This window comes from Escherichia sp. WS3227_2 (genome assembly GCF_046486495.1).
Lineage (GTDB): Bacteria > Pseudomonadota > Gammaproteobacteria > Enterobacterales > Enterobacteriaceae > Escherichia > Escherichia coli.
Genome location: NZ_JBJQLG010000001.1, coordinates 1 through 25094 on the forward strand (window position 1 = coordinate 1; position 25094 = coordinate 25094).

The window sequence follows — 25094 nt, forward strand, 5'->3', positions numbered from 1 at the left end:
CCTCTTTGGTCTTGCGACGTTATGCGGTATTAGCTACCGTTTCCAGTAGTTATCCCCCTCCATCAGGCAGTTTCCCAGACATTACTCACCCGTCCGCCACTCGTCAGCAAAGCAGCAAGCTGCTTCCTGTTACCGTTCGACTTGCATGTGTTAGGCCTGCCGCCAGCGTTCAATCTGAGCCATGATCAAACTCTTCAATTTAAAAGTTTGATGCTCAAAGAATTAAACTTCGTAATGAATTACGTGTTCACTCTTGAGACTTGGTATTCATTTATCGTCTTGCGACGTTAAGAATCCGTATCTTCGAGTGCCCACACAGATTGTCTGATAAATTGTTAAAGAGCAGTGCCGCTTCGCTTTTTCTCAGCGGCGCGGGGTGTGCATAATACGCTTTCCCGCTACAGAGTCAAGCATTTTTTTGCTTTTCTCTGTTGAGATTCTCAGGAGAACCCCGCTGACCCGGCGGCGTGTTTGCCGTTGTTCCGTGTCAGTGGTGGCGCATTATAGGGAGTTATTCCGGCCTGACAAGCGAAAAATATAAAAACTTTATCGTTCGCTCATTTTTCAGGCAAAACATCTTAAATATAGTCTTTTCCGTCTAACTTATAGACAAAAACGAGCCCCGAAGGGCTCGTTTTATCATTTACTGGACGGCGACAATCCGGTCTTCATTAACTTCCAGGCGAATCACTTTACCCGGAACCAATTCACCAGACAGTATTTGCTGTGCCAGCGGGTTTTCAATCTGCTGCTGAATTGCACGTTTCAGAGGACGTGCGCCATAGACCGGATCGTAACCGTTCTCGCTCAGCAGTTTCAGCGCCTCGTCAGAAATGTGGATTTCATAACCACGTTCTTCCAGACGTTTATACAGACGTTTCAACTGAATCTGCGCAATCGACGCAATGTGCTGTTCACCCAGCGGATGGAAGACCACCACTTCATCGATACGGTTAATGAATTCCGGACGGAAGTTATGGCTAACCACACCGAGCACCAGCTCTTTCATGTGCGCATAATCCAGTTCACCGAAGCGTTCCTGAATCAAATCGGAACCGAGGTTAGAGGTCATAATGACAACCGTATTACGGAAGTCGACCGTTCTCCCCTGCCCGTCAGTCAGACGCCCATCATCCAGTACCTGCAACAGAATGTTGAAGACATCCGGATGCGCTTTTTCCACTTCATCCAGCAGAATGACGGAATACGGACGACGACGCACCGCTTCGGTCAGGTAGCCACCTTCTTCATAACCGACATATCCCGGAGGCGCACCAACCAGACGAGACACCGAGTGTTTCTCCATAAACTCGGACATATCGATACGGACCATCGCCTCGTCGCTATCAAACATAAAGTTCGCTAGCGCCTTACAAAGCTCAGTTTTCCCCACACCGGTTGGGCCGAGGAACAGGAATGAACCAATCGGGCGATTTGGATCCGCCAGCCCCGCACGGCTACGACGAATAGCGTTAGATACCGCATCAACCGCTTCGTTCTGACCAATAACGCGATGGTGCAGCTCTTGCTCCATACGCAGCAGTTTTTCGCGCTCGCTTTCCATCATGCGAGAAACCGGAATCCCCGTCCAACGCGCCAGCACTTCAGCAATTTCGGCGTCGGTCACTTTATTACGCAACAGACGCATAGTTTTGCCTTCGAGCTGCGTTGCGGCTTCCAGTTGCTTTTCCAGTTCCGGGATTTTACCGTATTGCAGTTCAGACATCCGCGCCAGGTCACCCACACGGCGAGCCTGTTCAATAGCGATTTTCGCCTGTTCCAGTTCCGCTTTAATGGTCTGCGTACCAGAAAGCGATGCTTTCTCTGCTTTCCACTCTTCTTCTAACTCGGAGTACTGACGTTCTTTGTCGCTCAGTTCTTCGTTGAGCATATCCAGGCGTTTTTTACTGGCTTCATCAGACTCTTTCATTAACGCCTGTTGTTCCAGTTTGAGCTGGATGATACGGCGATCGAGTCGGTCGAGTTCTTCTGGTTTTGAGTCAATCTGCATACGAATGCTGGATGCTGCCTCATCGATCAGGTCGATGGCTTTATCTGGCAGCTGACGGTCAGCAATGTAGCGATGAGACAACGTCGCCGCTGCAACAATTGCCGGGTCAGTAATTTGCACATGGTGGTGCAGCTCGTAACGTTCTTTCAGGCCACGCAGAATCGCAATGGTATCTTCAACAGAAGGCTCGGCAACAAACACTTTCTGGAAACGACGTTCCAGCGCAGCATCTTTTTCGATGTACTGGCGATATTCATCAAGCGTCGTGGCACCTACGCAGTGCAATTCACCACGCGCCAGCGCCGGTTTCAGCATGTTTCCGGCGTCCATTGCGCCATCGGCTTTACCCGCGCCGACCATGGTATGTAATTCGTCGATAAACAGGATGACGTTGCCTTCCTGTTTAGCAAGATCGTTAAGTACGCCTTTTAAACGTTCTTCAAACTCACCGCGATATTTCGCCCCAGCCACCAGCGCGCCCATATCCAGCGCCAGTACGCGGCGGCCTTTCAACCCTTCCGGCACTTCGCCGTTGATGATACGCTGCGCCAGACCTTCAACGATGGCAGTTTTACCGACGCCTGGTTCACCAATCAGTACCGGGTTATTTTTAGTACGACGTTGCAGCACCTGAATGGTACGGCGAATTTCTTCATCACGACCAATCACCGGATCGAGTTTGCCCTGTTCGGCTCGTTCGGTAAGGTCGATGGTATATTTTTTCAAAGCCTGACGTTGGTCTTCAGCACCTTGATCGTTCACGCTTTCACCTCCACGCATTTGTTCAATCGCTTGAGTAATGTTGGCGGTGGTCGCCCCTGCTGCTTTCAGGATGTCGGCCAGCGTGCCGCGAGACTCAAGTGCCGCCAGAACGAACAGTTCTGACGAGATAAAGTTATCACCACGTTTTTGCGCCAGCTTGTCGCAAAGATTAAGAACGCGCACCAGATCCTGTGATGGCTGGACATCACCACCAGTACCTTCAACCTGTGGTAAACGATTTAATGCCTGATTGATATCTGTGCGCAACTGGCCAGCATTAATGCCAGCGGATGTTAATAAAGGACTAACCGACCCCCCTTCCTGATTCAGCAGGGCGCTCATTAAATGAAGTGGTTCGATGAATTGGTTGTCGTGCCCGAGTGCAAGTGATTGGGCATCGGCAAGAGCAAGCTGGAATTTATTAGTAAGACGATCCAGACGCATAACTCCTCCCATAACGGATCAAAGTTGCTACTGGAGATTAAATGAGGTCATCCCTCAATTATTCAAGGTTATTGACCAGATTAATGTGAAAAGAAAATCACGCGTACCGGATCGTCTTGATTCTTTAGGTTATATCAGCCAAATGAAACTTGCCATACGACCGGTGGTCTTGTCGCGACGATAAGAGAAGAAAGTCTCATTTTCCGTATATGTACAACGGTCGCCGCCGAAAATTTGTTCAACACCAACGCTCGCCAGACGCTGCCGGGCAAGCTGATAAATATCCGCCAGATACTTATCACCATGCTGAATGAAAGCTGTACTCGCTTTGGCGTCTACTGCCATAAACGCCTCGCGAACCTCCGCCCCCACTTCAAACGCGCGTGGACCAATTGCCGGCCCTAACCAGGCGAGAATATTTTCCGGATTATCAGCAAAACAGGAAACCGTCTCTTCCAGCACACCTGAGCACAGTCCACGCCAGCCAGCATGAGCGGCGGCGACTTCCGTTCCCGCTCGATTGCAAAACAGCACGGGGAGGCAGTCGGCAGTCATCACTGCGCAAACCGTGCCCGGCGTATTGCTATAAGAGGCATCTGCTCGTTTTGAGACATAAGGTTCGCCAGTAAGCTTAAGCACATCTTTGCCGTGTACCTGCTCAAGCCAGACCGGTTTAGAAGGCAAATTGCCCGCAGCAAAAAGTCGCTTGCGATTCTCCTCAACGTGAACCGGGTTATCGCCACAATGAGCACCGAGGTTGAGCGAGTCATACGGGGGCAAGCTCACGCCGCCGATACGAGTAGAGCTACAAGCCGCAACACCTTTTGGCAGCGGCCACTGCGGGACAATTAGCTTACTCATAACCAGTCCACTTCATCCTTATGCTCTTCGAAATCGGCGCGCATCACATCAATCAGCTCCACCATATCTTGTGGAATAGGCGCATGCCATTCCATTTCGATGCCGGAGATCGGGTGATAAAGACGCAGCATGGTTGCATGAAGCGCCTGGCGGTCAAACTTACGCAGCGTGGAGATAAACGCTTCCGAAGCACCTTTTGGAGGACGCGGACGGCCACCATAAACCGGATCGCCCACCAGCGGATGAGTGATATGGGCCATATGCACGCGGATCTGGTGCGTACGTCCAGTTTCCAGACGCAACCGCAGACGCGTGTGCACACGGAAGTGTTCCATGATGCGATAGTGAGTCACCGCTGGTTTGCCCATCGGATGCACCGCCATGTGAGTACGTTTGGTCGGGTGGCGACTGATTGGCTCATCCACCGTACCGCCAGCGGTCATATGACCAATTGCGACAGCTTCATACTCACGAGTAATTTCACGCCGTTGCAAAGATTCGACTAAACGCGTCTGAGCCGGAACGGTTTTTGCCACAACCATCAGGCCAGTGGTGTCTTTATCCAGACGATGGACGATGCCCGCACGCGGTACATCGGCAATGGGCGGATAGTAATGAAGCAACGCATTCAGTACCGTGCCATCCGGGTTACCCGCGCCAGGATGAACCACCAGGTCGCGCGGTTTATTAATGACGATGATGTCTTCATCTTCATAGACGATATCCAGCGGGATATCCTGCGGTTCAAAACGCGCTTCTTCTTCAATCTCTGCGTTGATGGCAACCTGCTCGCCACCCAATACTTTTTCTTTCGGCTTATCACAAACTTTGCCGTTAACCAGCACGCGCTGGTCGAGGATCCATTCTTTTATTCGCGAACGTGAATAATCCGGGAACATTTCGGCCAAAGCCTGATCTAAGCGTTGACCGAGTTGGTTTTCGGACACCGTTGCAGTGAGCTGTACTCGTTGTGCCATATATACTGCTTCTTCGTTTATCGTTGGGGTTTTACGGCTTTGCCGTTTAATATAGTGTGCTATTGTAGCTGGTCTTAACCGGGAGCAGGAACAGAGAATCTCCCGTATTACATTTTGAGGAAAGTCAAAACGTCATGACGCGCATGAAATATCTGGTGGCAGCCGCCACACTAAGCCTGTTTTTGGCGGGTTGCTCGGGGTCAAAGGAAGAAGTACCTGATAATCCGCCAAATGAAATTTACGCGACTGCACAACAAAAGCTGCAGGACGGTAACTGGAGACAGGCAATAACGCAACTGGAAGCGTTAGATAATCGCTATCCGTTTGGTCCGTATTCGCAGCAGGTGCAGCTGGATCTCATCTACGCCTACTATAAAAACGCCGATTTGCCGTTAGCACAGGCTGCCATCGATCGTTTTATTCGCCTTAACCCGACCCATCCGAATATCGATTATGTCATGTACATGCGTGGCCTGACCAATATGGCGCTGGATGACAGTGCGCTGCAAGGGTTCTTTGGCGTTGACCGTAGCGATCGCGATCCTCAACATGCACGAGCTGCGTTTAGTGACTTTTCCAAACTGGTGCGCGGCTATCCGAACAGTCAGTACACCACCGATGCCACCAAACGTCTGGTATTCCTGAAAGATCGTCTAGCGAAATATGAATACTCCGTTGCCGAGTACTATACAGAACGTGGCGCATGGGTTGCCGTCGTTAACCGCGTAGAAGGCATGTTGCGCGACTACCCGGATACCCAGGCTACGCGTGATGCGCTGCCGCTGATGGAAAATGCATACCGTCAGATGCAGATGAATGCGCAAGCTGAAAAAGTAGCGAAAATCATCGCCGCAAACAGCAGCAATACATAACAGAAACCTGAAACACAAAACGGCAGCCCTTGAGCTGCCGTTTTTTTATTCTGTTAGTTGTGAAACTGAAGCGATTTAGTCACTATCGATCTCATCAAATATGGCTCGCTTTGAGATATTCCTCAAGTAAAAAAACACCTCTTCCTGCGATTTCTCACAAAAAAGATTCGTTGACAAAAAGTGACAAAATTATGAGATTTCCATCACACATTTTGACATCAGGAACGGTATGCTGAATTCACCAAGACGGGAAGACAAGAGGTAAAATTTATGACAATGAACATTACCAGCAAACAAATGGAAATTACTCCGGCCATCCGCCAACATGTCGCAGACCGTCTCGCCAAACTGGAAAAATGGCAAACACATCTGATTAATCCACATATCATTCTGTCCAAAGAGCCACAAGGGTTTGTTGCTGACGCCACAATCAATACACCTAACGGCGTTCTGGTTGCCAGTGGTAAACATGAAGATATGTACACCGCAATTAACGAATTGATCAACAAGCTGGAACGGCAGCTCAATAAACTGCAGCACAAAGGCGAAGCACGTCGTGCCGCAACATCGGTGAAAGACGCCAACTTCGTCGAAGAAGTTGAAGAAGAGTAGTCCTTTATATTGAGTGTATCGCCAACGCGCCTTCGGGCGCGTTTTTTGTTGACAGCGTGAAAACAGTACGGGTACTGTACTGAAGTCACTTAAGGAAACAAACATGAAACACACACCGTTTTTCTTCGCATTCTTTTTTACCTTCCCCTGAATGGGAGGCGTTTCGTCGTGTGAAACAGAATGCGAAGACGAACAATAAGGCCTCCCAAACCGGGGGGCCTTTTTTATTGATAACAAAAAAGGCAACACTATGACATCGGAAAATCCGTTACTGGCGCTGCGCGAGAAAATCAGCGCGCTGGATGAAAAATTATTAGCATTACTGGCAGAGCGGCGCGAACTGGCCGTCGAGGTGGGAAAAGCCAAACTGCTCTCGCATCGCCCGGTACGTGATATTGATCGTGAACGCGATTTGCTGGAAAGATTAATTACGCTCGGTAAAGCGCACCATCTGGACGCCCATTACATTACTCGCCTGTTCCAGCTCATCATTGAAGATTCCGTATTAACTCAGCAGGCACTGCTCCAGCAACATCTCAATAAAATTAATCCACACTCTGCCCGCATTGCTTTTCTCGGCCCCAAAGGTTCTTATTCCCATCTTGCGGCGCGCCAGTATGCTGCCCGTCACTTTGAGCAATTCATTGAAAGTGGCTGCGCCAAATTTGCCGATATTTTTAATCAGGTGGAAACCGGCCAGGCCGACTATGCCGTCGTACCGATTGAAAATACCAGCTCCGGTGCCATAAACGACGTTTACGATCTGCTGCAACATACCAGTTTGTCGATTGTTGGCGAGATGACGTTAACTATCGATCATTGTTTGTTGGTCTCCGGCACTACTGATTTATCCACCATTAATACGGTCTACAGCCATCCGCAGCCATTCCAGCAATGCAGCAAATTCCTTAATCGTTATCCGCACTGGAAAATTGAATATACCGAAAGTACGTCTGCGGCAATGGAAAAGGTTGCACAGGCAAAATCACCGCATATTGCTGCGTTGGGAAGCGAAGCTGGCGGCACTTTGTACGGTTTGCAGGTACTGGAGCGTATTGAAGCGAATCAGCGACAAAACTTCACCCGATTTGTGGTGTTGGCACGTAAAGCCATTAACGTTTCTGACCAGGTTCCGGCGAAAACGACGTTGTTAATGGCGACCGGCCAACAAGCTGGTGCGCTGGTTGAAGCGTTGCTGGTACTGCGCAACCACAATCTGATTATGACCCGTCTGGAATCACGCCCGATTCACGGTAATCCGTGGGAAGAGATGTTTTATCTGGATATTCAGGCCAATCTGGAATCCACAGAAATGCAAAAGGCGTTAAAAGAGTTAGGGGAAATCACCCGTTCGATGAAGGTATTGGGCTGTTACCCAAGCGAGAATGTAGTGCCTGTTGATCCAACCTGAATGAAAAGGTGCCGGATGATGTGAATCACCCGGCACTGGATTATTACTGGCGACTGTCATTCGCCTGACGCAATAACACGCGGCTTTCACTCTGAAAACGCTGTGCGTAATCGCCGAACCAGTGCTCCACCTTGCGGAAACTGTCAATAAACGCCTGCTTATCGCCCTGCTCCAGCAACTCAATCGCCTCACCGAAACGCTTATAGTAACGTTTGATTAACGCCAGATTACGCTCTGACGACATAATAATGTCGGCATACAGTTGCGGATCCTGGGCAAACAGTCGCCCAACCATCGCCAGCTCAAGGCGGTAAATCGGCGAAGAAAGTGCCAGAAGTTGCTCAAGCTGAACATTTTCTTCTGCCAGGTGCAGCCCATAAGCAAAAGTAGCAAAGTGGCGCAGAGCCTGAATAAACGCCATATTCTGATCGTGCTCGACGGCGCTAATACGATGCAGCCGAGCGCCCCAGACCTGAATTTGCTCCAGAAACCATTGGTATGCTTCCGGCTTACGTCCATCACACCAGACCACAACTTGCTTTGCCAGGCTACCGCTGTCCGGGCCGAACATCGGGTGTAACCCCAGCACCGGACCATCATGCGCCGCCAGCATGGCCTGTAATGGTCCATTTTTCACCGATGCCAGATCGACCAGAATACAATCTTTCGGTAAAGGCGGTAATTTGCCAATAACTTGTTCAGTAACGTGGATGGGCACACTAACAATCACCATTCCGGCATCGGCAACAATATCAGCCGCTCGATCCCAGTCATGTTGCTCCAGAATCCGCACCTGATAACCCGAGAGTGTCAGCATCTTCTCGAACAGACGTCCCATCTGACCGCCACCACCGACGATAACCACCGGGCGCAGTGACGGACAAAGCGTTTTAAATCCTTTGTCGTTTTCACTGGAGTAAGATTCACGCATCACCCGACGCAAAACATCCTCAATCAGATCTGGCGGTACACCCAGAGCTTCCGCCTCTGCACGACGCGAGGCCAGCATAGATGCCTCGCGCTCCGGAACATAAATAGGCAGTCCAAAGCGGCTTTTCACCTCGCCCACTTCAGCAACCAGTTCCAGACGCTTCGCTAATAAATTCAGCAGCGCTTTATCGACTTCATCAATTTGATCGCGTAATGCGGTCAATTCAGCAACCATAATAAACCTCTTAAGCCACGCGAGCCGTCAGCTGCCCGTTCAGATCCTGATGAATTTCACGCAGCAAGGCATCGGTCATTTCCCAACTAATGCAGGCATCGGTTACGGATACACCGTATTTCATTTCACTGCGCGGCTGTTCGGAAGACTGATTACCTTCGTGGATATTACTTTCAATCATCAGACCAATAATGGAGCGATTACCATCTTTGATCTGAGCAACCACGGACTCTGCCACCGCAGGCTGACGGCGATAATCTTTATTGGAATTACCGTGGCTGCAATCTACCATCAGAGACGGGCGCAGTCCCGCCTGTTCCATCTCTTTTTCACATTGCGCAACATCCGCAGGGCTATAGTTCGGCGCTTTACCACCGCGCAGGATCACATGCCCGTCCGGATTCCCCTGAGTTTGTAGCAACGCAACCTGCCCTGCCTGGTTAATGCCAACAAAACGGTGCGGCTGGGCGGCGGCACGCATAGCGTTAATTGCCGTTGCAAGGCTGCCGTCGGTGCCGTTTTTAAAACCAACCGGCATGGAAAGCCCGGAGGCCATTTCACGGTGAGTTTGCGATTCCGTTGTACGAGCACCAATTGCTGACCAGCTAAACAGATCGCCCAGGTATTGCGGGCTATTTGGATCTAACGCTTCCGTCGCCAGTGGCAGTCCCATATTCACCAGCTCAAGCAGCAATTTACGCGCGATCTGCAGCCCGGCTTCTACATCAAAAGAGCCATCCATATGGGGATCGTTAATCAACCCTTTCCAACCGACAGTGGTACGGGGTTTTTCAAAATAGACGCGCATTACCAGATAGAGGCTATCGCTGACCTCTGCGGCAAGGGCTTTAAATCGACGAGCATATTCCAGAGCAGTTTCCGGATCATGAATGGAACAAGGACCACATACTACCAGCAGACGAGGATCGCGCCCGGCGATAATATCTGAAATGGTTTTACGCGAGTCAGCAATCTGGGCTTCTTGTTGCAGGCTTAATGGAAAAGCGGCCTTCAGTTGTTCCGGAGTCATTAAAACCTGTTCGTCGGTAATATGTACGTTATTCAGCGCGTCTTTTTGCATGATGGCGATCCTGTTTATGCTCGTTTGCGATAGTTGATCCTCAGCGAGGATGACGTAACGATAACACATAAAGTAAAGTTTTCAATCCATATTTCGTACATTTTTCTTTACAGAAACAATTTACTCGCGCTTTTGATGCTTATTTCGTACAAATAAATTTACACCTCCTTTAAAAACAATCCGCTATGCTTTGAAAAAGGAGAAAGAAATGATGAAAAAGTTTATCGCCCCCTTGTTGGCTTTACTGGTTAGCGGATGTCAGATTGATCCTTATACTCACGCGCCAACCTTGACCAGCACCGACTGGTATGATGTCGGTATGGAAGATGCGATATCGGGCAGCGCCATAAAAGATGACGATGCATTTAGCGATTCACAGGCGGATCGCGGTCTATACCTTAAAGGATATGCCGAAGGACAAAAGAAAACTTGCCAGACCGATTTTACTTATGCCCGAGGACTTTCCGGTAAAAGCTTTCCTGCCAGCTGCAACAATGTTGAAAATGCCAGCCAACTGCATGAAGTATGGCAAAAAGGGGCTGATGAAAATGCCAGCACAATACGATTAAATTAATTAAAACCCCACAAATAAATTAAACATAAGATTTTACTCATTGTGTTTTATTTCTCACATTGATGACGATCGCATGAAAAAATGATATTTTAATGAGCATTCTGAAAAAATATCGATGCATTTCGAGCGAAGATGGTGGGGATCCCTGAATGCGTTTTTCTCACCGACTGTTCTTACTTCTGATTCTCCTGCTGACGGGAGCACCAATACTCGCTCAGGAGCCTTCTGACGTTGCGAAAAACGTGCGTATGATGGTTTCCGGTATTGTCAGTTACACCCGCTGGCCTGCGCTATCAGGGCCACCAAAGTTATGTATCTTTTCATCTTCACGTTTTAGTACCGCCCTACAAGAGAATGCCGCGACATCTTTGCCTTATCTGCCTGTCATCATTCACACTCAACAAGAGGCGATGATTTCAGGCTGCAATGGTTTTTATTTTGGCAACGAGTCACCGACATTCCAGATGGAATTAACCGAACAATATCCGTCAAAGGCGTTATTATTAATTGCCGAACAAAATACCGAGTGCATTATTGGTAGCGCCTTTTGTCTGATCATCCACAATAATGACGTCAGATTTGCCGTAAACCTGGATGCCTTATCGCGTAGCGGTGTAAAGGTCAACCCGGATGTCTTGATGCTCGCACGGAAGAAAAATGATGGATAACGATAATTCTCTTAATAAGCGCCCCACGTTTAAAAGAGCATTACGCAACATCAGTATGACCAGCATATTTATCACTATGATGCTGATCTGGTTGCTGCTTTCCGTGACCTCGGTGCTGACCCTGAAACAGTACGCGCAAAAAAACCTGGCACTGACAGCAGCAACAATGACTTACAGTCTGGAAGCAGCTGTCGTTTTTGCCGATGGCCCTGCAGCAACTGAAACACTGGCAGCGCTGGGCCAGCAAGGGCAATTTTCAACTGCAGAAGTACGTGATAAGCAGCAAAATATTCTGGCATCCTGGCATTACACCCGTAAGGATCCAGGCGATACTTTCAGCAATTTCATAAGCCACTGGCTCTTCCCTGCCCCCATCATTCAGCCGATTCGTCACAATGGCGAAACCATTGGCGAAGTACGCTTAACCGCTCGCGACAGTTCAATCAGCCATTTTATCTGGTTTTCGCTCGCTGTCCTGACCGGTTGTATTCTGCTGGCATCAGGCATCGCAATTACCCTCACCCGCCATTTGCACAATGGCCTGGTGGAAGCATTGAAAAATATCACCGATGTCGTGCATGACGTACGTTCCAACCGCAATTTTTCCCGACGAGTTTCGGAAGAACGCATTGCAGAATTTCACCGCTTCGCACTCGACTTCAACAGTCTGCTGGATGAAATGGAAGAGTGGCAGCTTCGTTTACAGGCCAAAAATGCGCAGCTTCTACGTACCGCGCTACATGACCCATTAACCGGGCTGGCTAACCGCGCAGCGTTTCGTAGCGGCATCAACACGTTGATGAGCAGTTCCGACGCCCGAAAAACGTCGGCGTTACTATTTCTTGATGGCGATAATTTCAAATATATCAATGATACCTGGGGTCATGCGACGGGCGATAGAGTCTTGATTGAAATCGCAAAACGGTTAGCTGAATTTGGCGGGCTGCGACATAAAGCATACCGCCTGGGCGGCGATGAATTCGCGATGGTGCTCTATGATGTACAGTCGGAATCTGAAGTGCAGCAGATATGCTCAGCACTGACACAAATCTTTAATCGCCCGTTTGATCTTCATAATGGCCATCAGACCACAATGACATTAAGCATTGGTTACGCAATGACCATTGCGCACGCTTCTGCGGAAAAATTACAAGAGCTGGCCGATTACAATATGTATCAGGCCAAACACCAGCGTGCCGAAAAGCTGGTGAGATAACAAGGATATATCGATATGATAAAGCACCTGGTAGCACCCCTGATTTTCACCTCACTAATACTGACTGGCTGCCAGTCCCCTCAGGGAAAGTTTACTCCTGAGCAAGTCGCCGCTATGCAATCTTATGGATTTACTGAATCCGCCGGCGACTGGTCGCTGGGCTTATCAGATGCCATTCTGTTCGCAAAAAATGACTACAAATTGCTCCCGGAAAGCCAGCAACAGATCCAAACCATGGCAGCCAAATTGGCCTCGACAGGGCTAACGCATGCCCGTATGGATGGACACACCGACAACTATGGTGAAGACAGTTACAACGAAGCCTTATCATTGAAACGGGCGAATGTTGTGGCCGATGCATGGGCTATAGGTGGACAAATTCCGCGCAGCAATCTCACCACACAGGGTTTAGGAAAAAAATATCCCATAGCCAGTAACAAGACCGCCCAGGGCCGCGCCGAGAACCGCCGCGTCGCAGTGGTGATTACTACCCCTTAAAACACGAGCAAACAGATAAAAAAAGGGCCAGCCAATTGGCCAGCCCTTCTTAACAGGATGTCGCTTAAGCGAAACCTTAGTTAAGACGCTCTTTGATACGAGCAGCCTTACCAGTACGCTCACGCAGGTAGTACAGTTTAGCTTTACGAACAGCACCACGACGTTTGACAGAAATGCTGTCAACTACCGGAGAGTGAGTCTGGAAGACACGCTCAACGCCTTCGCCGTTGGAAATTTTACGAACAGTGAATGCAGAGTGCAGACCGCGGTTACGAATAGCGATAACCACGCCCTCGAATGCCTGCAGACGTTTTTTGGAACCTTCAACAACCCATACTTTCACTTCCACGGTATCACCCGGACGGAAGGAAGGTACGTCCTGCTTCATCTGCTCTTGTTCAAGTTGCTTAATAATGTTGCTCATAATTTAATCTCTTATCCTGGGTAAACTGATATCTCGGGGGCTTACGCCATCCCATCATGTTTATGTTGCTGTTGTGCGTGTTCCGTTTTGAACTCCGCCAGCAACCTTGCTTGCTCTTCAGTCAGAGCCAGGTTTTCCAGAAGTTCAGGTCTTCTAAGCCAGGTACGGCCCAGCGACTGTTTCAAACGCCAGCGACGTATCTCGGCATGGTTGCCCGACAGTAACACTGGCGGAACTTCCATCCCTTCTAACACCTCAGGCCGCGTATAGTGCGGGCAATCCAGCAATCCTTCAGCAAAGGAATCTTCCGTTGCTGAGGCTTCATGTCCCAGTACTCCCGGAATAAACCGGGAAACGGAGTCAATCAGCGTCATTGCTGGTAACTCACCACCACTGAGAACGTAATCGCCGATTGACCATTCTTCGTCAATTTCGGTTTGGATCACGCGCTCATCTATACCTTCGTAGCGACCGCACACCAGAATCAATTTTTGATTCGTTGCCAGTTCGCTGACGCCCGCTTGATCAAGCTTGCGTCCCTGTGGTGACAGATAAATCACCTTTGCGCCTTCACCCGCCGCGGCTTTTGCTGCATGAATGGCGTCCCGCAAGGGTTGCACCATCATTAACATCCCCGGTCCGCCGCCGTAAGGACGATCGTCCACGGTACGGTGCCGGTCATGCGTGAAGTCGCGAGGACTCCAGCTCTGGATGCTCAGCAGGCCATTTTTAACTGCCCGGCCAGTTACCCCGTAATCGGTAATTGCGCGGAACATTTCAGGAAACAGGCTAATTATGCCAATCCACATAGCGCCGTCTTTTACCGTTTATCCGGTGGTTTAAAAACCAGGATCCCAATCTACTTCGATTGAACGAGTAGTGAGATCGACTTTCTTGATAACCTGCCCATCGAGGAACGGTACGAGACGTTCCTTGATACCAAACGCATCTTTCAGGTTTGCCTTAATGACGAGAACATCATTAGATCCGGTTTCCATCATATCGACGACTTTACCGAGATCGTAGCCTTCAGTGGTTACTACCTGGCAGCCCATCAGGTCTTTCCAGTAGTAGTCACCCTCTTCAAGCTGAGGCAGCTGCGATGAATCCACGACAATTTCACAATTCGTCAGCAGGTTCGCCGCATCACGATCGTCAACGCCTTTCAGCTTGATGATCATGTCCTGATTGTGGTGCTTCCAGCTTTCCAGCTGGACTTGCTGCCACTGACCCGCCTTCTGGATAAACCAGGGCTGATAGTCAAAAATGCTTTCGGCGTCTTCGGTGGAAGAAAACACTCTGAGCCACCCACGAATACCGTAAGACGAACCCATTTTTCCCAAAACGATGGGATCAACAGGTGCTTGCGCGGTGAGTTGTTTGCTCATCATGACCACCGTGACAGATTAAGCTGCTTTGTTTACTTCTTTGATCAGCGCAGCAACGCGATCAGAAATAGTTGCGCCCTGGCCAACCCAGTGAGCGATGCGATCCAGATCCAGGCGAGTGCCTTCTTCTTTTTCGCTAGCGATTGGGTTGAAGAAACCAACGCGCTCGATGAAGCGACCGTTGCGTGCATTACGGCTGTCAGCGACAACAACCTGGTAGAACGGACGCTTTTTAGCGCCGTGACGTGCTAAACGAATAGTTACCATAACATCCTCTTGTGTGAATAAAACAACCGGACCCCATCGAGGAACGGAGTCCGGTGTCATATTAAAAGCCCGAAAATTTTACTCATTTTTGCGGAAATTGCAATCAACAGTTGCTAACTCTGCTGTAAAAGGCCGTCGGCGGTGCAGCCAGTTTGGTGCCGGAGTGCGCGCAGTCACCGGAGCGTACACGCAGTACGTGAGGATGACGAGCACACCCCGGTGCCAAAATGGCAAACAAGCCAGGCCGATTAGCGACCAGGAAATCCCGGCGGCATCATACCCTTCATGCTTCTCATCATCTTCGCCATTCCGCCCTTCTTCATTTTCTTCATCATGCGCTGCATGTCGTCGAACTGTTTCAGAAGACGGTTAACGTCCTGTACCTGCATCCCGCAACCGGCGGCGATACGACGCTTACGTGAACCTTTGATGATTTCTGGCTTAGCGCGCTCTTTCATCGTCATTGAGTTGATGATGGCTTCCATACGCACCAGCACTTTATCGTCCATCTGCGACTTGACGTTATCCGGGATCTGCCCCATGCCCGGCAGTTTGCCCATCAAGCTGGCCATGCCGCCCATATTTTTCATCTGGCGCAGTTGCTCAAGGAAGTCGTTGAGATCGAAGCCGTCGCCTTTTTTTAGCTTGCTGGCTAATTTCTCTGCCTGCGCGCGGTCAACTTTGCTTTCGATATCTTCGATCAGCGACAGTACGTCTCCCATGCCGAGAATACGCGACGCGATGCGGTCCGGATGGAACGGCTCCAGCGCCTCAGTTTTCTCGCCAACACCGAGGAACTTGATCGGTTTGCCAGTGATGTGACGAATAGAGAGCGCCGCACCGCCGCGGGCATCGCCGTCCACTTTGGTCAACACTACGCCGGTAAGCGGTAACGCTTCATTGAATGCTTTTGCCGTATTGGCCGCATCCTGACCGGTCATGGCGTCAACCACAAACAGGGTTTCAACCGGGTTAATCGACGCATGGACTTGTTTGATCTCGTCCATCATCGCTTCGTCAACGTGCAGACGACCAGCGGTATCCACCAGCAGCACGTCGTAGAATTTCAGTTTGGCTTCTTTCAGCGCCGCGTTAACAATATCAACCGGCTTCTGACCAACATCAGAAGGGAAGAAATCAACGCCCACCTGCTCTGCCAGCGTCTCAAGCTGTTTGATTGCCGCCGGGCGATAGACGTCAGCAGAAACCACCAGCACTTTCTTCTTGTGCTTCTCGCGCAGGAACTTACCGAGTTTACCAACGCTGGTTGTTTTACCGGCACCTTGCAGGCCCGCCATCAGCACGACCGCAGGCGGTTGCGCAGCCAGGTTCAGGGTCTGGTTCTCTTCGCCCATCGCCGCAACCAGTTCGTTACGGACGATTTTGACGAACTCCTGCCCCGGCGTCAGGCTCTTATTAACTTCATGACCAACCGCTTTCTCTTTTACGCGATTGATAAACTCACGCACTACCGGCAGAGCGACGTCCGCCTCCAGCAGCGCCATGCGCACTTCGCGCAGCGTATCTTTTACGTTGTCTTCAGTGAGGCGTCCACGGCCACTGATATTGCGCAGCGTGCGCGACAAACGATCGGTTAAATTATCAAACATTGTCTCTCGCCTGGGGTGGAAACGGTTGGCCGCAATCGCGACACATCATCAGTATATTGCCGCAGTATAACATGAAGGCGTCTTTGTTGTTATGCAACGGTTGGAGCAGCGTTCACCTGACGCTATACTGCTTCTCTTTCTTATTGCTCAAACTGTCGACATTACTATGCCCGTTTTTGCTCTGCTCGCGCTTGTCGCCTACTCCGTCAGTCTTGCGCTGATTGTTCCCGGTCTGCTGCAAAAAAACGGCGGCTGGCGGCGCATGGCTATTATTTCTGCGGTCATTGCGCTGGTCTGCCACGCAATCGCTCTGGAAGCCCGCATCCTGCCCGACGGTGATAGCGGACAAAACCTCAGCCTGCTGAACGTTGGTTCATTGGTCAGTTTGATGATCTGTACGGTAATGACCATTGTGGCTTCTCGCAATCGTGGCTGGTTGCTGCTACCCATTGTCTATGCCTTTGCGCTTATCAACCTGGCGCTGGCGACCTTCATGCCCAATGAATACATCACCCATCTGGAAGCAACGCCTGGGATGCTGGTGCACATTGGCTTATCGCTCTTTTCCTATGCCACGCTAATTATCGCCGCCCTGTACGCGCTGCAACTGGCGTGGATTGATTACCAACTGAAGAACAAGAAACTGGCGTTTAACCAGGAAATGCCGCCATTGATGAGTATCGAGCGTAAAATGTTCCACATCACGCAGATTGGCGTGGTGCTGCTAACGCTCACGCTTTGCACTGGCCTGTTCTACATGCACAACTTATTTAGCATGGAAAATATCGACAAGGCCGTGCTCTCTATCGTGGCGTGGTTTGTCTATATTGTGCTGCTGTGGGGACATTATCATGAAGGATGGCGTGGACGCCGCGTCGTCTGGTTTAACGTTGCGGGTGCAGTCATCCTGACACTGGCCTACTTCGGCAGCCGAATTGTCCAGCAGTTAATCAGCTAAACCCAGAAAAGGAGTTTCCCCTGGAACACATTTCTACTACTACGTTGATCATTATTCTGATCATCATGGTGGTCATTTCAGCCTATTTTTCCGGGTCCGAAACCGGAATGATGACCCTCAACCGCTATCGTCTGCGACATATGGCGAAACAGGGTAATCGCTCGGCCAAACGCGTCGAAAAATTGCTGCGTAAGCCAGACCGCCTGATAAGCCTGGTGTTAATCGGCAATAACCTGGTCAATATTCTTGCCTCCGCGCTCGGCACTATTGTTGGGATGCGTTTGTACGGCGATGCGGGCGTGGCAATTGCGACTGGTGTGCTGACTTTTGTCGTACTGGTTTTTGCTGAGGTATTGCCGAAAACCATTGCCGCGCTGTACCCGGAAAAAGTCGCTTATCCGAGTAGTTTTCTGCTGGCTCCGCTGCAAATTTTGATGATGCCGCTGGTCTGGTTGCTGAATGCTATCACCCGTATGCTGATGCGCATGATGGGTATCAAAACCGATATCGTGGTTAGCGGCTCTTTGAGCAAAGAAGAGTTGCGCACTATCGTGCACGAATCACGCTCACAAATTTCCCGTCGCAATCAGGATATGCTGCTGTCGGTGCTCGATCTGGAAAAGATGACCGTTGATGACATCATGGTGCCGCGCAGTGAAATTATCGGTATTGATATCAACGATGACTGGAAATCGATTCTGCGCCAACTCTCCCACTCACCTCACGGGCGCATCGTGCTCTACCGTGATTCGCTGGACGACGCCATCAGTATGCTGCGAGTACGTGAAGCCTGGCGGTTGATGTCGGAGAAAAAAGAGTTCACCAAAGAAACCATGCTGCGCGCCGCGGACGAGATCTATTTTGTACCGGAAGGTACGCCGCTCAGCACACAGCTGGTCAAGTTTCAGCGCAACAAAAAGAAAGTCGGCCTGGTCGTCAACGAATATGGAGACATTCAGGGGCTGGTGACGGTTGAAGATATTCTGGAAGAGATTGTCGGCGATTTCACTACCTCGATGTCGCCAACACTTGCCGAAGAGGTCACGCCGCAAAACGACGGTTCGGTGATTATCGATGGCACCGCCAACGTGCGAGAAATCAACAAAGCCTTTAACTGGCATCTACCGGAAGATGATGCCCGCACTGTTAATGGCGTCATTCTTGAGGCACTGGAAGAGATCCCGGTCGCGGGCACCCGTGTACGTATTGGCGAGTACGACATCGACATTCTCGACGTACAGGACAATATGATTAAACAGGTAAAAGTTTTTCCTGTGAAACCGCTGCGCGAGAGTGTGGCGGAGTAACGAAAACGGCCCTGCATTCGCATGCAGGGCCGTGAATTATTACGAAAACAGAAATTACGCTTTTGCTTTCGCTACAGTTACCATCGCCGCACGAATCGTACGACCATTCAGCGTATAACCCTTCTGCATAATGCCCAGTACGTTACCTGGCGCAACGTCATCAGATTCCACCATTGCGATAGCCTGATGCACATTCGGGTCCAGCGGGACGTTAGTTTCGGCGATCACTTCAACGCCAAACTTACGCACAACATCCAGCATCGACTTCAGCGTCAGCTCAATACCTTCAACCATCGCGGACATATCCGGGTTAGCTTTATCAGCCACTTCCAGCGCACGATCCAGGCTATCAATCACCGGCAGCAATTCGTTGATGAATTTCTCCAGCGCGAATTTGTGGGCTTTTTCGATATCCAGTTCAGTACGACGACGCAGGTTTTCCATTTCGGCTTTTACGCGCAAAATGCCGTCACGTTCACGGGTCTGAGCTTCAGCCAGCTGAGCTTCGAGATTCGCAATTTTTTCATCGCGCGGATCCACCTGCTCAGCAGAAGCTTCTGGCTCAACTGCCTCAATCTCTTCGTGCTGATCCATGATAATTTCTTCCGGGGCTTGCCCCTCAGGCGTTTTCTGTTCTTTACTACTCATGAATTTCTCCGCGTTTTTTTCGCATTCATCTCGCTAACTTCGCTTATTATGGGGATCAGTTTCAGGGTTTCAAGGGAAGCACTCACATTGTCATCAATCTTCGCAACAAGGACCTCGGAAAAATGAATAATCATTTCAAGTGTATTGGCATTGTGGGACACCCACGGCACCCCACTGCACTGACAACACATGAAATGCTCTACCGCTGGCTGTGCACAAAAGGTTACGAGGTTATCGTCGAGCAGCAAATCGCTCACGAACTGCAACTGAAGAATGTGAAAACCGGCACACTCGCGGAGATTGGGCAACTGGCTGATCTCGCAGTAGTCGTTGGTGGCGACGGTAATATGTTGGGCGCGGCGCGCACGCTCGCGCGCTACGATATTAAAGTCATCGGCATCAACCGTGGCAACCTAGGTTTCCTGACTGACCTTGACCCCGATAACGCCCAGCAACAATTAGCCGATGTACTGGAAGGCCACTACATCAGTGAAAAACGTTTTTTGCTGGAAGCGCAAGTCTGTCAGCAAGATTGCCAGAAACGCATCAGCACGGCGATTAACGAAGTGGTACTTCACCCTGGCAAAGTGGCGCATATGATTGAGTTCGAAGTGTATATCGACGAGATCTTTGCGTTTTCTCAGCGTTCTGATGGCCTGATTATTTCGACGCCAACTGGCTCCACCGCTTATTCCCTCTCTGCGGGCGGTCCTATTCTGACACCCTCTCTGGATGCGATTACCCTGGTGCCCATGTTCCCGCATACGTTGTCAGCACGACCACTGGTCATAAACAGCAGCAGCACGATCCGTCTGCGTTTTTCGCATCGCCGTAACGACCTGGAAATCAGTTGCGACAGCCAGATAGCACTGCCGATTCAGGAAGGTGAAGATGTCCTGATTCGTCGCTGTGATTACCATCTGAATCTGATTCATCCGAAAGATTACAGTTATTTCAATACATTAAGCACCAAGCTCGGCTGGTCAAAAAAATTATTCTAATTTTACACCAGCCTCTTTACTGTATATAAAACCAGTTTATACTGTACACAATAACAGTAATGGTTTTTCATACAGGAAAACAACTATGTTGGCACAACTGACCATCAGCAACTTTGCTATCGTTCGTGAGCTTGAGATTGATTTTCATAGCGGCATGACCGTAATAACTGGCGAGACCGGCGCGGGTAAATCTATTGCAATAGATGCCCTCGGCCTTTGTCTCGGTGGTCGCGCTGAAGCCGACATGGTGCGTACCGGCGCTGCTCGTGCCGACCTGTGCGCCCGTTTTTCTCTGAAAGATACGCCAGCGGCCCTGCGCTGGCTGGAAGAAAACCAGCTTGAAGACGGGCATGAATGTTTGCTTCGTCGCGTAATCAGCAGCGATGGTCGCTCACGAGGTTTTATCAACGGTACAGCTGTTCCTCTGTCACAACTGCGCGAACTGGGTCAGTTGCTGATTCAGATCCATGGTCAGCATGCTCATCAGTTACTTACCAAACCCGAGCACCAAAAATTCCTGCTTGATGGCTATGCCAATGAAACCTCTCTGCTCCAGGAAATGACCGCACGTTATCAGTTGTGGCATCAAAGCTGCCGTGACCTCGCGCATCATCAACAGTTAAGTCAGGAACGCGCCGCCCGTGCAGAACTGCTGCAATACCAATTAAAAGAACTTAACGAATTTAATCCGCAGCCCGGAGAGTTTGAGCAAATCGACGAAGAGTACAAACGTCTGGCGAACAGCGGTCAATTGCTGACTACCAGCCAGAATGCATTGGCATTAATGGCCGACGGTGAAGACGCAAACCTGCAAAGTCAGCTTTACACGGCTAAACAACTGGTGAGCGAATTGATTGGCATGGACAGCAAACTGTCCGGCGTACTTGATATGCTGGAAGAAGCTACCATCCAGATTGCTGAAGCCAGCGACGAACTGCGCCACTACTGCGATCGTTTGGATCTCGATCCCAACCGGCTGTTTGAACTTGAACAACGCATCTCAAAACAGATTTCGCTGGCACGTAAACATCACGTCAGCCCTGAGGCATTACCACAGTATTACCAGTCGCTACTGGAAGAACAGCAGCAACTGGACGATCAGGCCGACTCACAAGAAACGCTCGCGCTGGCGGTAACGAAACATCATCAGCAGGCACTGGAAACCGCGCACGCATTACACCAGCAACGCCAGCACTATGCGGAAGAACTTGCACAGCTGATCACCGACAGTATGCATGCACTCTCTATGCCGCATGGGCAGTTTACGATTGATGTTAAATTTGACGAGCATCACCTGGGCGCTGACGGCGCTGATCGTATTGAATTTCGGGTAACCACCAACCCAGGTCAGCCAATGCAGCCTATTGCCAAAGTCGCATCCGGTGGTGAATTGTCCCGCATCGCACTGGCAATTCAGGTCATCACGGCGCGTAAAATGGAAACCCCGGCACTGATTTTTGATGAAGTGGATGTAGGGATTAGCGGCCCAACAGCGGCAGTTGTTGGCAAACTGCTGCGTCAACTCGGCGAATCAACTCAGGTGATGTGTGTTACCCACCTGCCACAAGTCGCGGGATGTGGTCATCAACACTATTTTGTCAGCAAAGAAACCGATGGTGCGATGACAGAAACGCATATGCAATCCCTGGATAAAAAAGCGCGGTTACAAGAGCTGGCGCGCCTGCTTGGTGGCAGTGAAGTCACACGTAACACACTGGCGAATGCGAAAGAACTACTTGCGGCGTAAACTTTTTTCCTGCTTCACGGTCAGAGTAAACAGCAAAACGCCGTAAGACCGGAAAGCAAAAGGTTTTAAAGTGATGAAAGGTCTATTATCATCGGCATATTACAGATGAGCCACGTACTGCTCGGGCCCGAAAAGGAATCAAATCACTATGCGCTGTAAAACGCTGACTGCTGCAGCAGCAGTACTATTGATGTTGACCGCAGGCTGTTCCACTCTGGAGCGAGTGGTTTACCGTCCTGATATCAACCAGGGGAATTATCTGACCGCTAACGACGTATCCAAAATACGCGTTGGCATGACGCAACAACAAGTTGCGTACGCATTGGGTACACCGTTGATGTCCGATCCATTTGGTACGAATACCTGGTTCTATGTCTTCCGCCAGCAACCAGGTCATGAAGGTGTAACGCAGCAAACGCTGACGCTGACCTTTAACAGTAGCGGTGTGTTGACCAACATTGATAACAAACCTGCGCTGAGTGGTAACTAATAATAAAGTTGCTCTCAAAGACGTTAAAAAAGGTGCTCAATGAGCACCTTTTTTCTGTCTGTTATTTATTCGCTGATTTTTCTGCTCGTTGCCTGCGCAGCTCTTTCGGATCGGCAATGAGAGGGCGATAAATCTCCACCCGATCGCCATCATGCACACTATCGCTCAGTTTTGCCGGACGGCTATAAATGCCGACTTTGTTTTTAGTTAAATCGATATCGGTACGCAATTCCAGCAAGCCACTGGCGCGAATAGCTTCTTCAACCGTCGCACCCTCCTGCAGCGTCACACGCTGCAGGTACTGCTTCTCAGGTAGCGCATAAGCCACCTCAACGGCAATTTTACCTGGCACTGTAAACCTCTTTCGCACGAACCGTAAAAGCCTGGACCATATTAGCCGCCAGCTCTTTAAACACGCGACCAAAGGCGAGTTCAATCAACTTATTGGTAAACTCAAAGTCGAGATGAAACTCGATACGACACGCCTCCTGGCTCAGCGGCGTAAACTTCCATCCACCGATCAATTTCTTGAACGGCCCATCCACCAGATTCATAAGAATACTTTGGTTACTGGTCAACTGGTTGCGGGTAGTAAACGTTTTGCTGATCCCAGCCTTAGAGACATCTACCGCCGCAGTCATCTGCCCAGGAGTGGACTCCAGAATCCGACTTCCGGTACAACCCGGCAAAAACTGAGGATAAGACTGAACGTCATTCACTAACTGATACATTTGCTCCGCGCTGTAGGGTACCAGTGCGGTCCGGCTAATCTGAGGCATAACAATTTCCATCAACAAAAATCCAACAAATAATATCATTTATCCTGCTGTAAAAAAAACGCTATCCCGGCGCTGGGTAACATCGGGTTCATGCTAAGATAGAGCCTTGTCCCCCGCAGGATTGATATGGGGTGTTTTCGATTTCAGATTACCGATGATTCACGACGCTTATGACGAAGAAAAAAGCACATAAACCTGGTTCAGCGACCATCGCGCTTAACAAGCGCGCCCGTCACGAATACTTTATCGAAGAAGAGTTCGAAGCGGGACTTGCCCTGCAAGGCTGGGAGGTTAAATCCCTGCGCGCAGGAAAAGCCAATATCAGCGACAGCTACGTCCTTCTACGTGATGGAGAAGCATTTCTGTTTGGCGCTAACATCACGCCAATGGCTGTGGCCTCCACGCATGTGGTGTGCGATCCTACCCGTACCCGCAAGTTACTTCTCAACCAGCGCGAACTGGACTCATTGTACGGTCGCGTCAATCGAGAAGGCTATACCGTAGTGGCGCTCTCCCTGTACTGGAAAAATGCCTGGTGCAAAGTGAAAATCGGCGTCGCCAAAGGTAAGAAACAGCACGATAAACGTTCAGATATCAAAGAGCGCGAATGGCAGGTGGATAAAGCGCGTATCATGAAAAACGCCCACCGTTAAACCTGCACTCCAATTATTGACCAGTTCCTCACCGCGCCTCCCTCTCCGGCGGCGCGAATGCACATCTTATTGGCTATCACATCCGACACAAATGTTGCCATCCCATTGCTTAATCGAATAAAAATCAGGCTACATGGGTGCTAAATCTTTAACGATAACGCCATTGAGGCTGGTCATGGCGCTCATAAATCTGGTATACTTGCCGTTACACATTGGGGCTGATTCTGGATTCGACGGGATTTGCGAAACCCAAGGTGCATGCCGAGGGGCGGTTGGCCTCGTAAAAAGCCGCAAAAAATAGTCGCAAACGACGAAAACTACGCTTTAGCAGCTTAATAACCTGCTTAGAGCCCTCTCTCCCTAGCCTCCGCTCTTAGGACGGGGATCAAGAGAGGTCAAACCCAAAAGAGATCGCGTGGAAGCCCTGCCTGGGGTTGAAGCGTTAAAACTTAATCAGGCTAGTTTGTTAGTGGCGTGTCCGTCCGCAGCTGGCAAGCGAATGTAAAGACTGACTAAGCATGTAGTACCGAGGATGTAGGAATTTCGGACGCGGGTTCAACTCCCGCCAGCTCCACCAATCATGATTGGACGGTGCAAGGACAACACCAACAAAAACAGGAAGTTAGAAGTCTCAGCAAGACACCGACCAGACGGTGAGGAGACATAAAAG

Annotated in this window: 27 protein-coding genes, 1 rRNA gene, 1 other RNA gene and 1 other annotated feature; of the genes, 15 read left to right on the forward strand and 14 right to left on the reverse strand. The window is 50.0% G+C overall.

Annotated features, from left to right (window positions below):
• The 4 genes from ACJHXB_RS00005 to rluD all read right to left on the reverse strand — a co-directional run.
• A 16S ribosomal RNA gene (locus tag ACJHXB_RS00005) occupies positions 1-201 on the reverse strand; the annotation flags it as partial.
• 442 nt (positions 202-643) lie between these two features.
• A complete protein-coding gene (gene clpB / locus ACJHXB_RS00010; RefSeq protein ID WP_001235102.1) occupies positions 644-3217 on the reverse strand; it encodes an ATP-dependent chaperone ClpB in 2574 nt (857 codons plus the stop codon).
• A 129-nt stretch (positions 3218-3346) separates the two neighbouring features.
• On the reverse strand, positions 3347-4078 hold the full coding sequence (yfiH, locus tag ACJHXB_RS00015; protein ID WP_000040165.1) for a purine nucleoside phosphorylase YfiH: 732 nt from the start codon (positions 4076-4078) through the stop codon (positions 3347-3349).
• Positions 4075-5055: a 23S rRNA pseudouridine(1911/1915/1917) synthase RluD gene (gene rluD, locus ACJHXB_RS00020; RefSeq protein WP_000079109.1), complete on the reverse strand. Its 981-nt coding sequence runs from the start codon at positions 5053-5055 to the stop codon at positions 4075-4077. The genes yfiH and rluD overlap by 4 nt, the downstream gene beginning before the upstream one ends.
• Positions 5056-5189: 134 nt before the next feature.
• On the opposite strand from rluD, the gene bamD reads away from it, so the two are divergent.
• From bamD to pheA, 4 genes are all read left to right on the forward strand, one after another.
• Positions 5190-5927: an outer membrane protein assembly factor BamD gene (gene bamD, locus ACJHXB_RS00025; RefSeq protein WP_000197686.1), complete on the forward strand. Its 738-nt coding sequence runs from the start codon at positions 5190-5192 to the stop codon at positions 5925-5927.
• A 270-nt stretch (positions 5928-6197) separates the two neighbouring features.
• Positions 6198-6539: a ribosome-associated translation inhibitor RaiA gene (gene raiA / locus ACJHXB_RS00030; protein WP_000178456.1), complete on the forward strand. Its 342-nt coding sequence runs from the start codon at positions 6198-6200 to the stop codon at positions 6537-6539.
• A 102-nt stretch (positions 6540-6641) separates the two neighbouring features.
• Positions 6642-6767, forward strand: a sequence feature (Phe leader region).
• Complete coding sequence (gene pheL / locus ACJHXB_RS00035) at positions 6643-6690, forward strand: pheA operon leader peptide PheL (RefSeq protein ID WP_001386991.1); 48 nt, start codon at positions 6643-6645, stop codon at positions 6688-6690. (Overlaps the previous feature by 48 nt.)
• Positions 6768-6789: 22 nt before the next feature.
• Complete coding sequence (gene pheA, locus ACJHXB_RS00040; RefSeq protein WP_000200110.1) at positions 6790-7950, forward strand: bifunctional chorismate mutase/prephenate dehydratase; 1161 nt, start codon at positions 6790-6792, stop codon at positions 7948-7950.
• Between the two features lie 43 nt (positions 7951-7993).
• On the opposite strand, the gene tyrA is transcribed toward pheA, so the two are convergent.
• Both tyrA and aroF read right to left on the reverse strand, forming a co-directional pair.
• A complete protein-coding gene (gene tyrA, locus ACJHXB_RS00045) occupies positions 7994-9115 on the reverse strand; it encodes a bifunctional chorismate mutase/prephenate dehydrogenase (protein WP_000225222.1) in 1122 nt (373 codons plus the stop codon).
• Positions 9116-9125: 10 nt separating this feature from the next.
• On the reverse strand, positions 9126-10196 hold the full coding sequence (gene aroF / locus ACJHXB_RS00050) for a 3-deoxy-7-phosphoheptulonate synthase AroF (RefSeq protein ID WP_001168045.1): 1071 nt from the start codon (positions 10194-10196) through the stop codon (positions 9126-9128).
• 208 nt (positions 10197-10404) lie between these two features.
• On the opposite strand from aroF, the gene ACJHXB_RS00055 reads away from it, so the two are divergent.
• From ACJHXB_RS00055 to ACJHXB_RS00070, 4 genes are all read left to right on the forward strand, one after another.
• Positions 10405-10770: a DUF2799 domain-containing protein gene (locus tag ACJHXB_RS00055; protein ID WP_000976004.1), complete on the forward strand. Its 366-nt coding sequence runs from the start codon at positions 10405-10407 to the stop codon at positions 10768-10770.
• 149 nt (positions 10771-10919) lie between these two features.
• Positions 10920-11438 (forward strand): YfiR family protein, encoded by a 519-nt coding sequence (locus ACJHXB_RS00060; RefSeq protein WP_001212391.1) that lies wholly within the window; start codon positions 10920-10922, stop codon positions 11436-11438.
• Positions 11428-12654 (forward strand): diguanylate cyclase DgcN, encoded by a 1227-nt coding sequence (gene dgcN, locus ACJHXB_RS00065; RefSeq protein ID WP_000969047.1) that lies wholly within the window; start codon positions 11428-11430, stop codon positions 12652-12654. Before ACJHXB_RS00060 ends, dgcN begins: the two co-directional genes overlap by 11 nt.
• A 15-nt stretch (positions 12655-12669) precedes the next feature.
• A complete protein-coding gene (locus ACJHXB_RS00070) occupies positions 12670-13152 on the forward strand; it encodes an OmpA family protein (RefSeq protein ID WP_000589822.1) in 483 nt (160 codons plus the stop codon).
• A 76-nt stretch (positions 13153-13228) separates the two neighbouring features.
• Here ACJHXB_RS00070 and rplS read toward each other — a convergent pair whose 3' ends face one another.
• From rplS to ffh, 5 genes are all read right to left on the reverse strand, one after another.
• Positions 13229-13576, reverse strand: coding sequence for a 50S ribosomal protein L19 (rplS, locus tag ACJHXB_RS00075; protein WP_000065253.1), 348 nt, complete (start codon positions 13574-13576; stop codon positions 13229-13231).
• Between the two features lie 41 nt (positions 13577-13617).
• Complete coding sequence (trmD, locus tag ACJHXB_RS00080) at positions 13618-14385, reverse strand: tRNA (guanosine(37)-N1)-methyltransferase TrmD (protein WP_000264777.1); 768 nt, start codon at positions 14383-14385, stop codon at positions 13618-13620.
• Between the two features lie 30 nt (positions 14386-14415).
• Entirely contained in the window at positions 14416-14964 is a 549-nt protein-coding gene (gene rimM / locus ACJHXB_RS00085) for a ribosome maturation factor RimM (RefSeq protein WP_000043335.1), read from the reverse strand.
• An 18-nt stretch (positions 14965-14982) separates the two neighbouring features.
• Positions 14983-15231 carry a 30S ribosomal protein S16 gene (gene rpsP, locus ACJHXB_RS00090; protein ID WP_000256450.1) on the reverse strand — a complete coding sequence of 83 codons (249 nt, stop codon included), beginning with the start codon at positions 15229-15231 and terminating at the stop codon, positions 14983-14985.
• 248 nt (positions 15232-15479) lie between these two features.
• Complete coding sequence (gene ffh / locus ACJHXB_RS00095; RefSeq protein ID WP_000460035.1) at positions 15480-16841, reverse strand: signal recognition particle protein; 1362 nt, start codon at positions 16839-16841, stop codon at positions 15480-15482.
• 166 nt (positions 16842-17007) lie between these two features.
• On the opposite strand from ffh, the gene ACJHXB_RS00100 reads away from it, so the two are divergent.
• Both ACJHXB_RS00100 and ACJHXB_RS00105 read left to right on the forward strand, forming a co-directional pair.
• Positions 17008-17799 carry an inner membrane protein YpjD gene (locus tag ACJHXB_RS00100; protein ID WP_001338897.1) on the forward strand — a complete coding sequence of 264 codons (792 nt, stop codon included), beginning with the start codon at positions 17008-17010 and terminating at the stop codon, positions 17797-17799.
• A gap of 20 nt (positions 17800-17819) precedes the next feature.
• A complete protein-coding gene (locus ACJHXB_RS00105) occupies positions 17820-19106 on the forward strand; it encodes an HlyC/CorC family transporter (protein WP_010723175.1) in 1287 nt (428 codons plus the stop codon).
• A 54-nt stretch (positions 19107-19160) separates the two neighbouring features.
• Here the strand turns inward: ACJHXB_RS00105 and grpE are convergent, their stop codons facing one another.
• Positions 19161-19754 (reverse strand): nucleotide exchange factor GrpE, encoded by a 594-nt coding sequence (gene grpE, locus ACJHXB_RS00110; protein WP_001296310.1) that lies wholly within the window; start codon positions 19752-19754, stop codon positions 19161-19163.
• 122 nt (positions 19755-19876) lie between these two features.
• Between grpE and nadK the strand changes: the two genes are divergently transcribed.
• The 3 genes from nadK to bamE all read left to right on the forward strand — a co-directional run bounded on the left by nadK (position 19877) and on the right by bamE (position 22992).
• A complete protein-coding gene (gene nadK, locus ACJHXB_RS00115) occupies positions 19877-20755 on the forward strand; it encodes an NAD(+) kinase (RefSeq protein ID WP_001059169.1) in 879 nt (292 codons plus the stop codon).
• Between the two features lie 85 nt (positions 20756-20840).
• Positions 20841-22502: a DNA repair protein RecN gene (gene recN / locus ACJHXB_RS00120; RefSeq protein WP_000880913.1), complete on the forward strand. Its 1662-nt coding sequence runs from the start codon at positions 20841-20843 to the stop codon at positions 22500-22502.
• A gap of 148 nt (positions 22503-22650) precedes the next feature.
• On the forward strand, positions 22651-22992 hold the full coding sequence (bamE, locus tag ACJHXB_RS00125; RefSeq protein ID WP_001203437.1) for an outer membrane protein assembly factor BamE: 342 nt from the start codon (positions 22651-22653) through the stop codon (positions 22990-22992).
• Between the two features lie 61 nt (positions 22993-23053).
• Here bamE and ACJHXB_RS00130 read toward each other — a convergent pair whose 3' ends face one another.
• Positions 23054-23344, reverse strand: a complete 291-nt coding sequence (locus ACJHXB_RS00130; protein WP_001117838.1) for an RnfH family protein — start codon at positions 23342-23344, stop codon at positions 23054-23056.
• Positions 23334-23771 (reverse strand): type II toxin-antitoxin system toxin RatA, encoded by a 438-nt coding sequence (gene ratA / locus ACJHXB_RS00135; RefSeq protein WP_001300750.1) that lies wholly within the window; start codon positions 23769-23771, stop codon positions 23334-23336. The genes ACJHXB_RS00130 and ratA overlap by 11 nt, the downstream gene beginning before the upstream one ends.
• 170 nt (positions 23772-23941) lie before the next feature.
• On the opposite strand from ratA, the gene smpB reads away from it, so the two are divergent.
• Together smpB and ssrA are read left to right on the forward strand one after the other, a co-directional pair.
• Positions 23942-24424 carry an SsrA-binding protein SmpB gene (gene smpB, locus ACJHXB_RS00140; protein WP_000162574.1) on the forward strand — a complete coding sequence of 161 codons (483 nt, stop codon included), beginning with the start codon at positions 23942-23944 and terminating at the stop codon, positions 24422-24424.
• A gap of 214 nt (positions 24425-24638) precedes the next feature.
• Positions 24639-25001: a transfer-messenger RNA gene (ssrA, locus tag ACJHXB_RS00145) on the forward strand.
• The last annotated feature ends 93 nt before the right edge of the window (positions 25002-25094 follow it).

Excerpts from the sequence above, each read along its gene's own strand:
- recN (WP_000880913.1), top strand. The coding sequence starts at position 20,841 with ATGTTGGCACAACTGACCATCAGCAACTTTGCTATCGTTCGTGAGCTT.
- bamD (WP_000197686.1), top strand. The coding sequence starts at position 5,190 with ATGACGCGCATGAAATATCTGGTGGCAGCCGCCACACTAAGCCTGTTT.
- raiA (WP_000178456.1), top strand. The coding sequence starts at position 6,198 with ATGACAATGAACATTACCAGCAAACAAATGGAAATTACTCCGGCCATC.
- dgcN (WP_000969047.1), top strand. The coding sequence starts at position 11,428 with ATGATGGATAACGATAATTCTCTTAATAAGCGCCCCACGTTTAAAAGA.
- aroF (WP_001168045.1), bottom strand. The coding sequence starts at position 10,196 with ATGCAAAAAGACGCGCTGAATAACGTACATATTACCGACGAACAGGTT.
- rplS (WP_000065253.1), bottom strand. The coding sequence starts at position 13,576 with ATGAGCAACATTATTAAGCAACTTGAACAAGAGCAGATGAAGCAGGAC.
- ACJHXB_RS00060 (WP_001212391.1), top strand. The coding sequence starts at position 10,920 with ATGCGTTTTTCTCACCGACTGTTCTTACTTCTGATTCTCCTGCTGACG.
- yfiH (WP_000040165.1), bottom strand. The coding sequence starts at position 4,078 with ATGAGTAAGCTAATTGTCCCGCAGTGGCCGCTGCCAAAAGGTGTTGCG.
- bamE (WP_001203437.1), top strand. The coding sequence starts at position 22,651 with ATGCGCTGTAAAACGCTGACTGCTGCAGCAGCAGTACTATTGATGTTG.
- rimM (WP_000043335.1), bottom strand. The coding sequence starts at position 14,964 with ATGAGCAAACAACTCACCGCGCAAGCACCTGTTGATCCCATCGTTTTG.
- trmD (WP_000264777.1), bottom strand. The coding sequence starts at position 14,385 with ATGTGGATTGGCATAATTAGCCTGTTTCCTGAAATGTTCCGCGCAATT.
- nadK (WP_001059169.1), top strand. The coding sequence starts at position 19,877 with ATGAATAATCATTTCAAGTGTATTGGCATTGTGGGACACCCACGGCAC.
- clpB (WP_001235102.1), bottom strand. The coding sequence starts at position 3,217 with ATGCGTCTGGATCGTCTTACTAATAAATTCCAGCTTGCTCTTGCCGAT.
- ACJHXB_RS00055 (WP_000976004.1), top strand. The coding sequence starts at position 10,405 with ATGATGAAAAAGTTTATCGCCCCCTTGTTGGCTTTACTGGTTAGCGGA.
- ratA (WP_001300750.1), bottom strand. The coding sequence starts at position 23,771 with ATGCCTCAGATTAGCCGGACCGCACTGGTACCCTACAGCGCGGAGCAA.
- ffh (WP_000460035.1), bottom strand. The coding sequence starts at position 16,841 with ATGTTTGATAATTTAACCGATCGTTTGTCGCGCACGCTGCGCAATATC.
- rluD (WP_000079109.1), bottom strand. The coding sequence starts at position 5,055 with ATGGCACAACGAGTACAGCTCACTGCAACGGTGTCCGAAAACCAACTC.
- smpB (WP_000162574.1), top strand. The coding sequence starts at position 23,942 with ATGACGAAGAAAAAAGCACATAAACCTGGTTCAGCGACCATCGCGCTT.
- tyrA (WP_000225222.1), bottom strand. The coding sequence starts at position 9,115 with ATGGTTGCTGAATTGACCGCATTACGCGATCAAATTGATGAAGTCGAT.
- rpsP (WP_000256450.1), bottom strand. The coding sequence starts at position 15,231 with ATGGTAACTATTCGTTTAGCACGTCACGGCGCTAAAAAGCGTCCGTTC.
- grpE (WP_001296310.1), bottom strand. The coding sequence starts at position 19,754 with ATGAGTAGTAAAGAACAGAAAACGCCTGAGGGGCAAGCCCCGGAAGAA.
- ACJHXB_RS00070 (WP_000589822.1), top strand. The coding sequence starts at position 12,670 with ATGATAAAGCACCTGGTAGCACCCCTGATTTTCACCTCACTAATACTG.
- pheA (WP_000200110.1), top strand. The coding sequence starts at position 6,790 with ATGACATCGGAAAATCCGTTACTGGCGCTGCGCGAGAAAATCAGCGCG.
- ACJHXB_RS00100 (WP_001338897.1), top strand. The coding sequence starts at position 17,008 with ATGCCCGTTTTTGCTCTGCTCGCGCTTGTCGCCTACTCCGTCAGTCTT.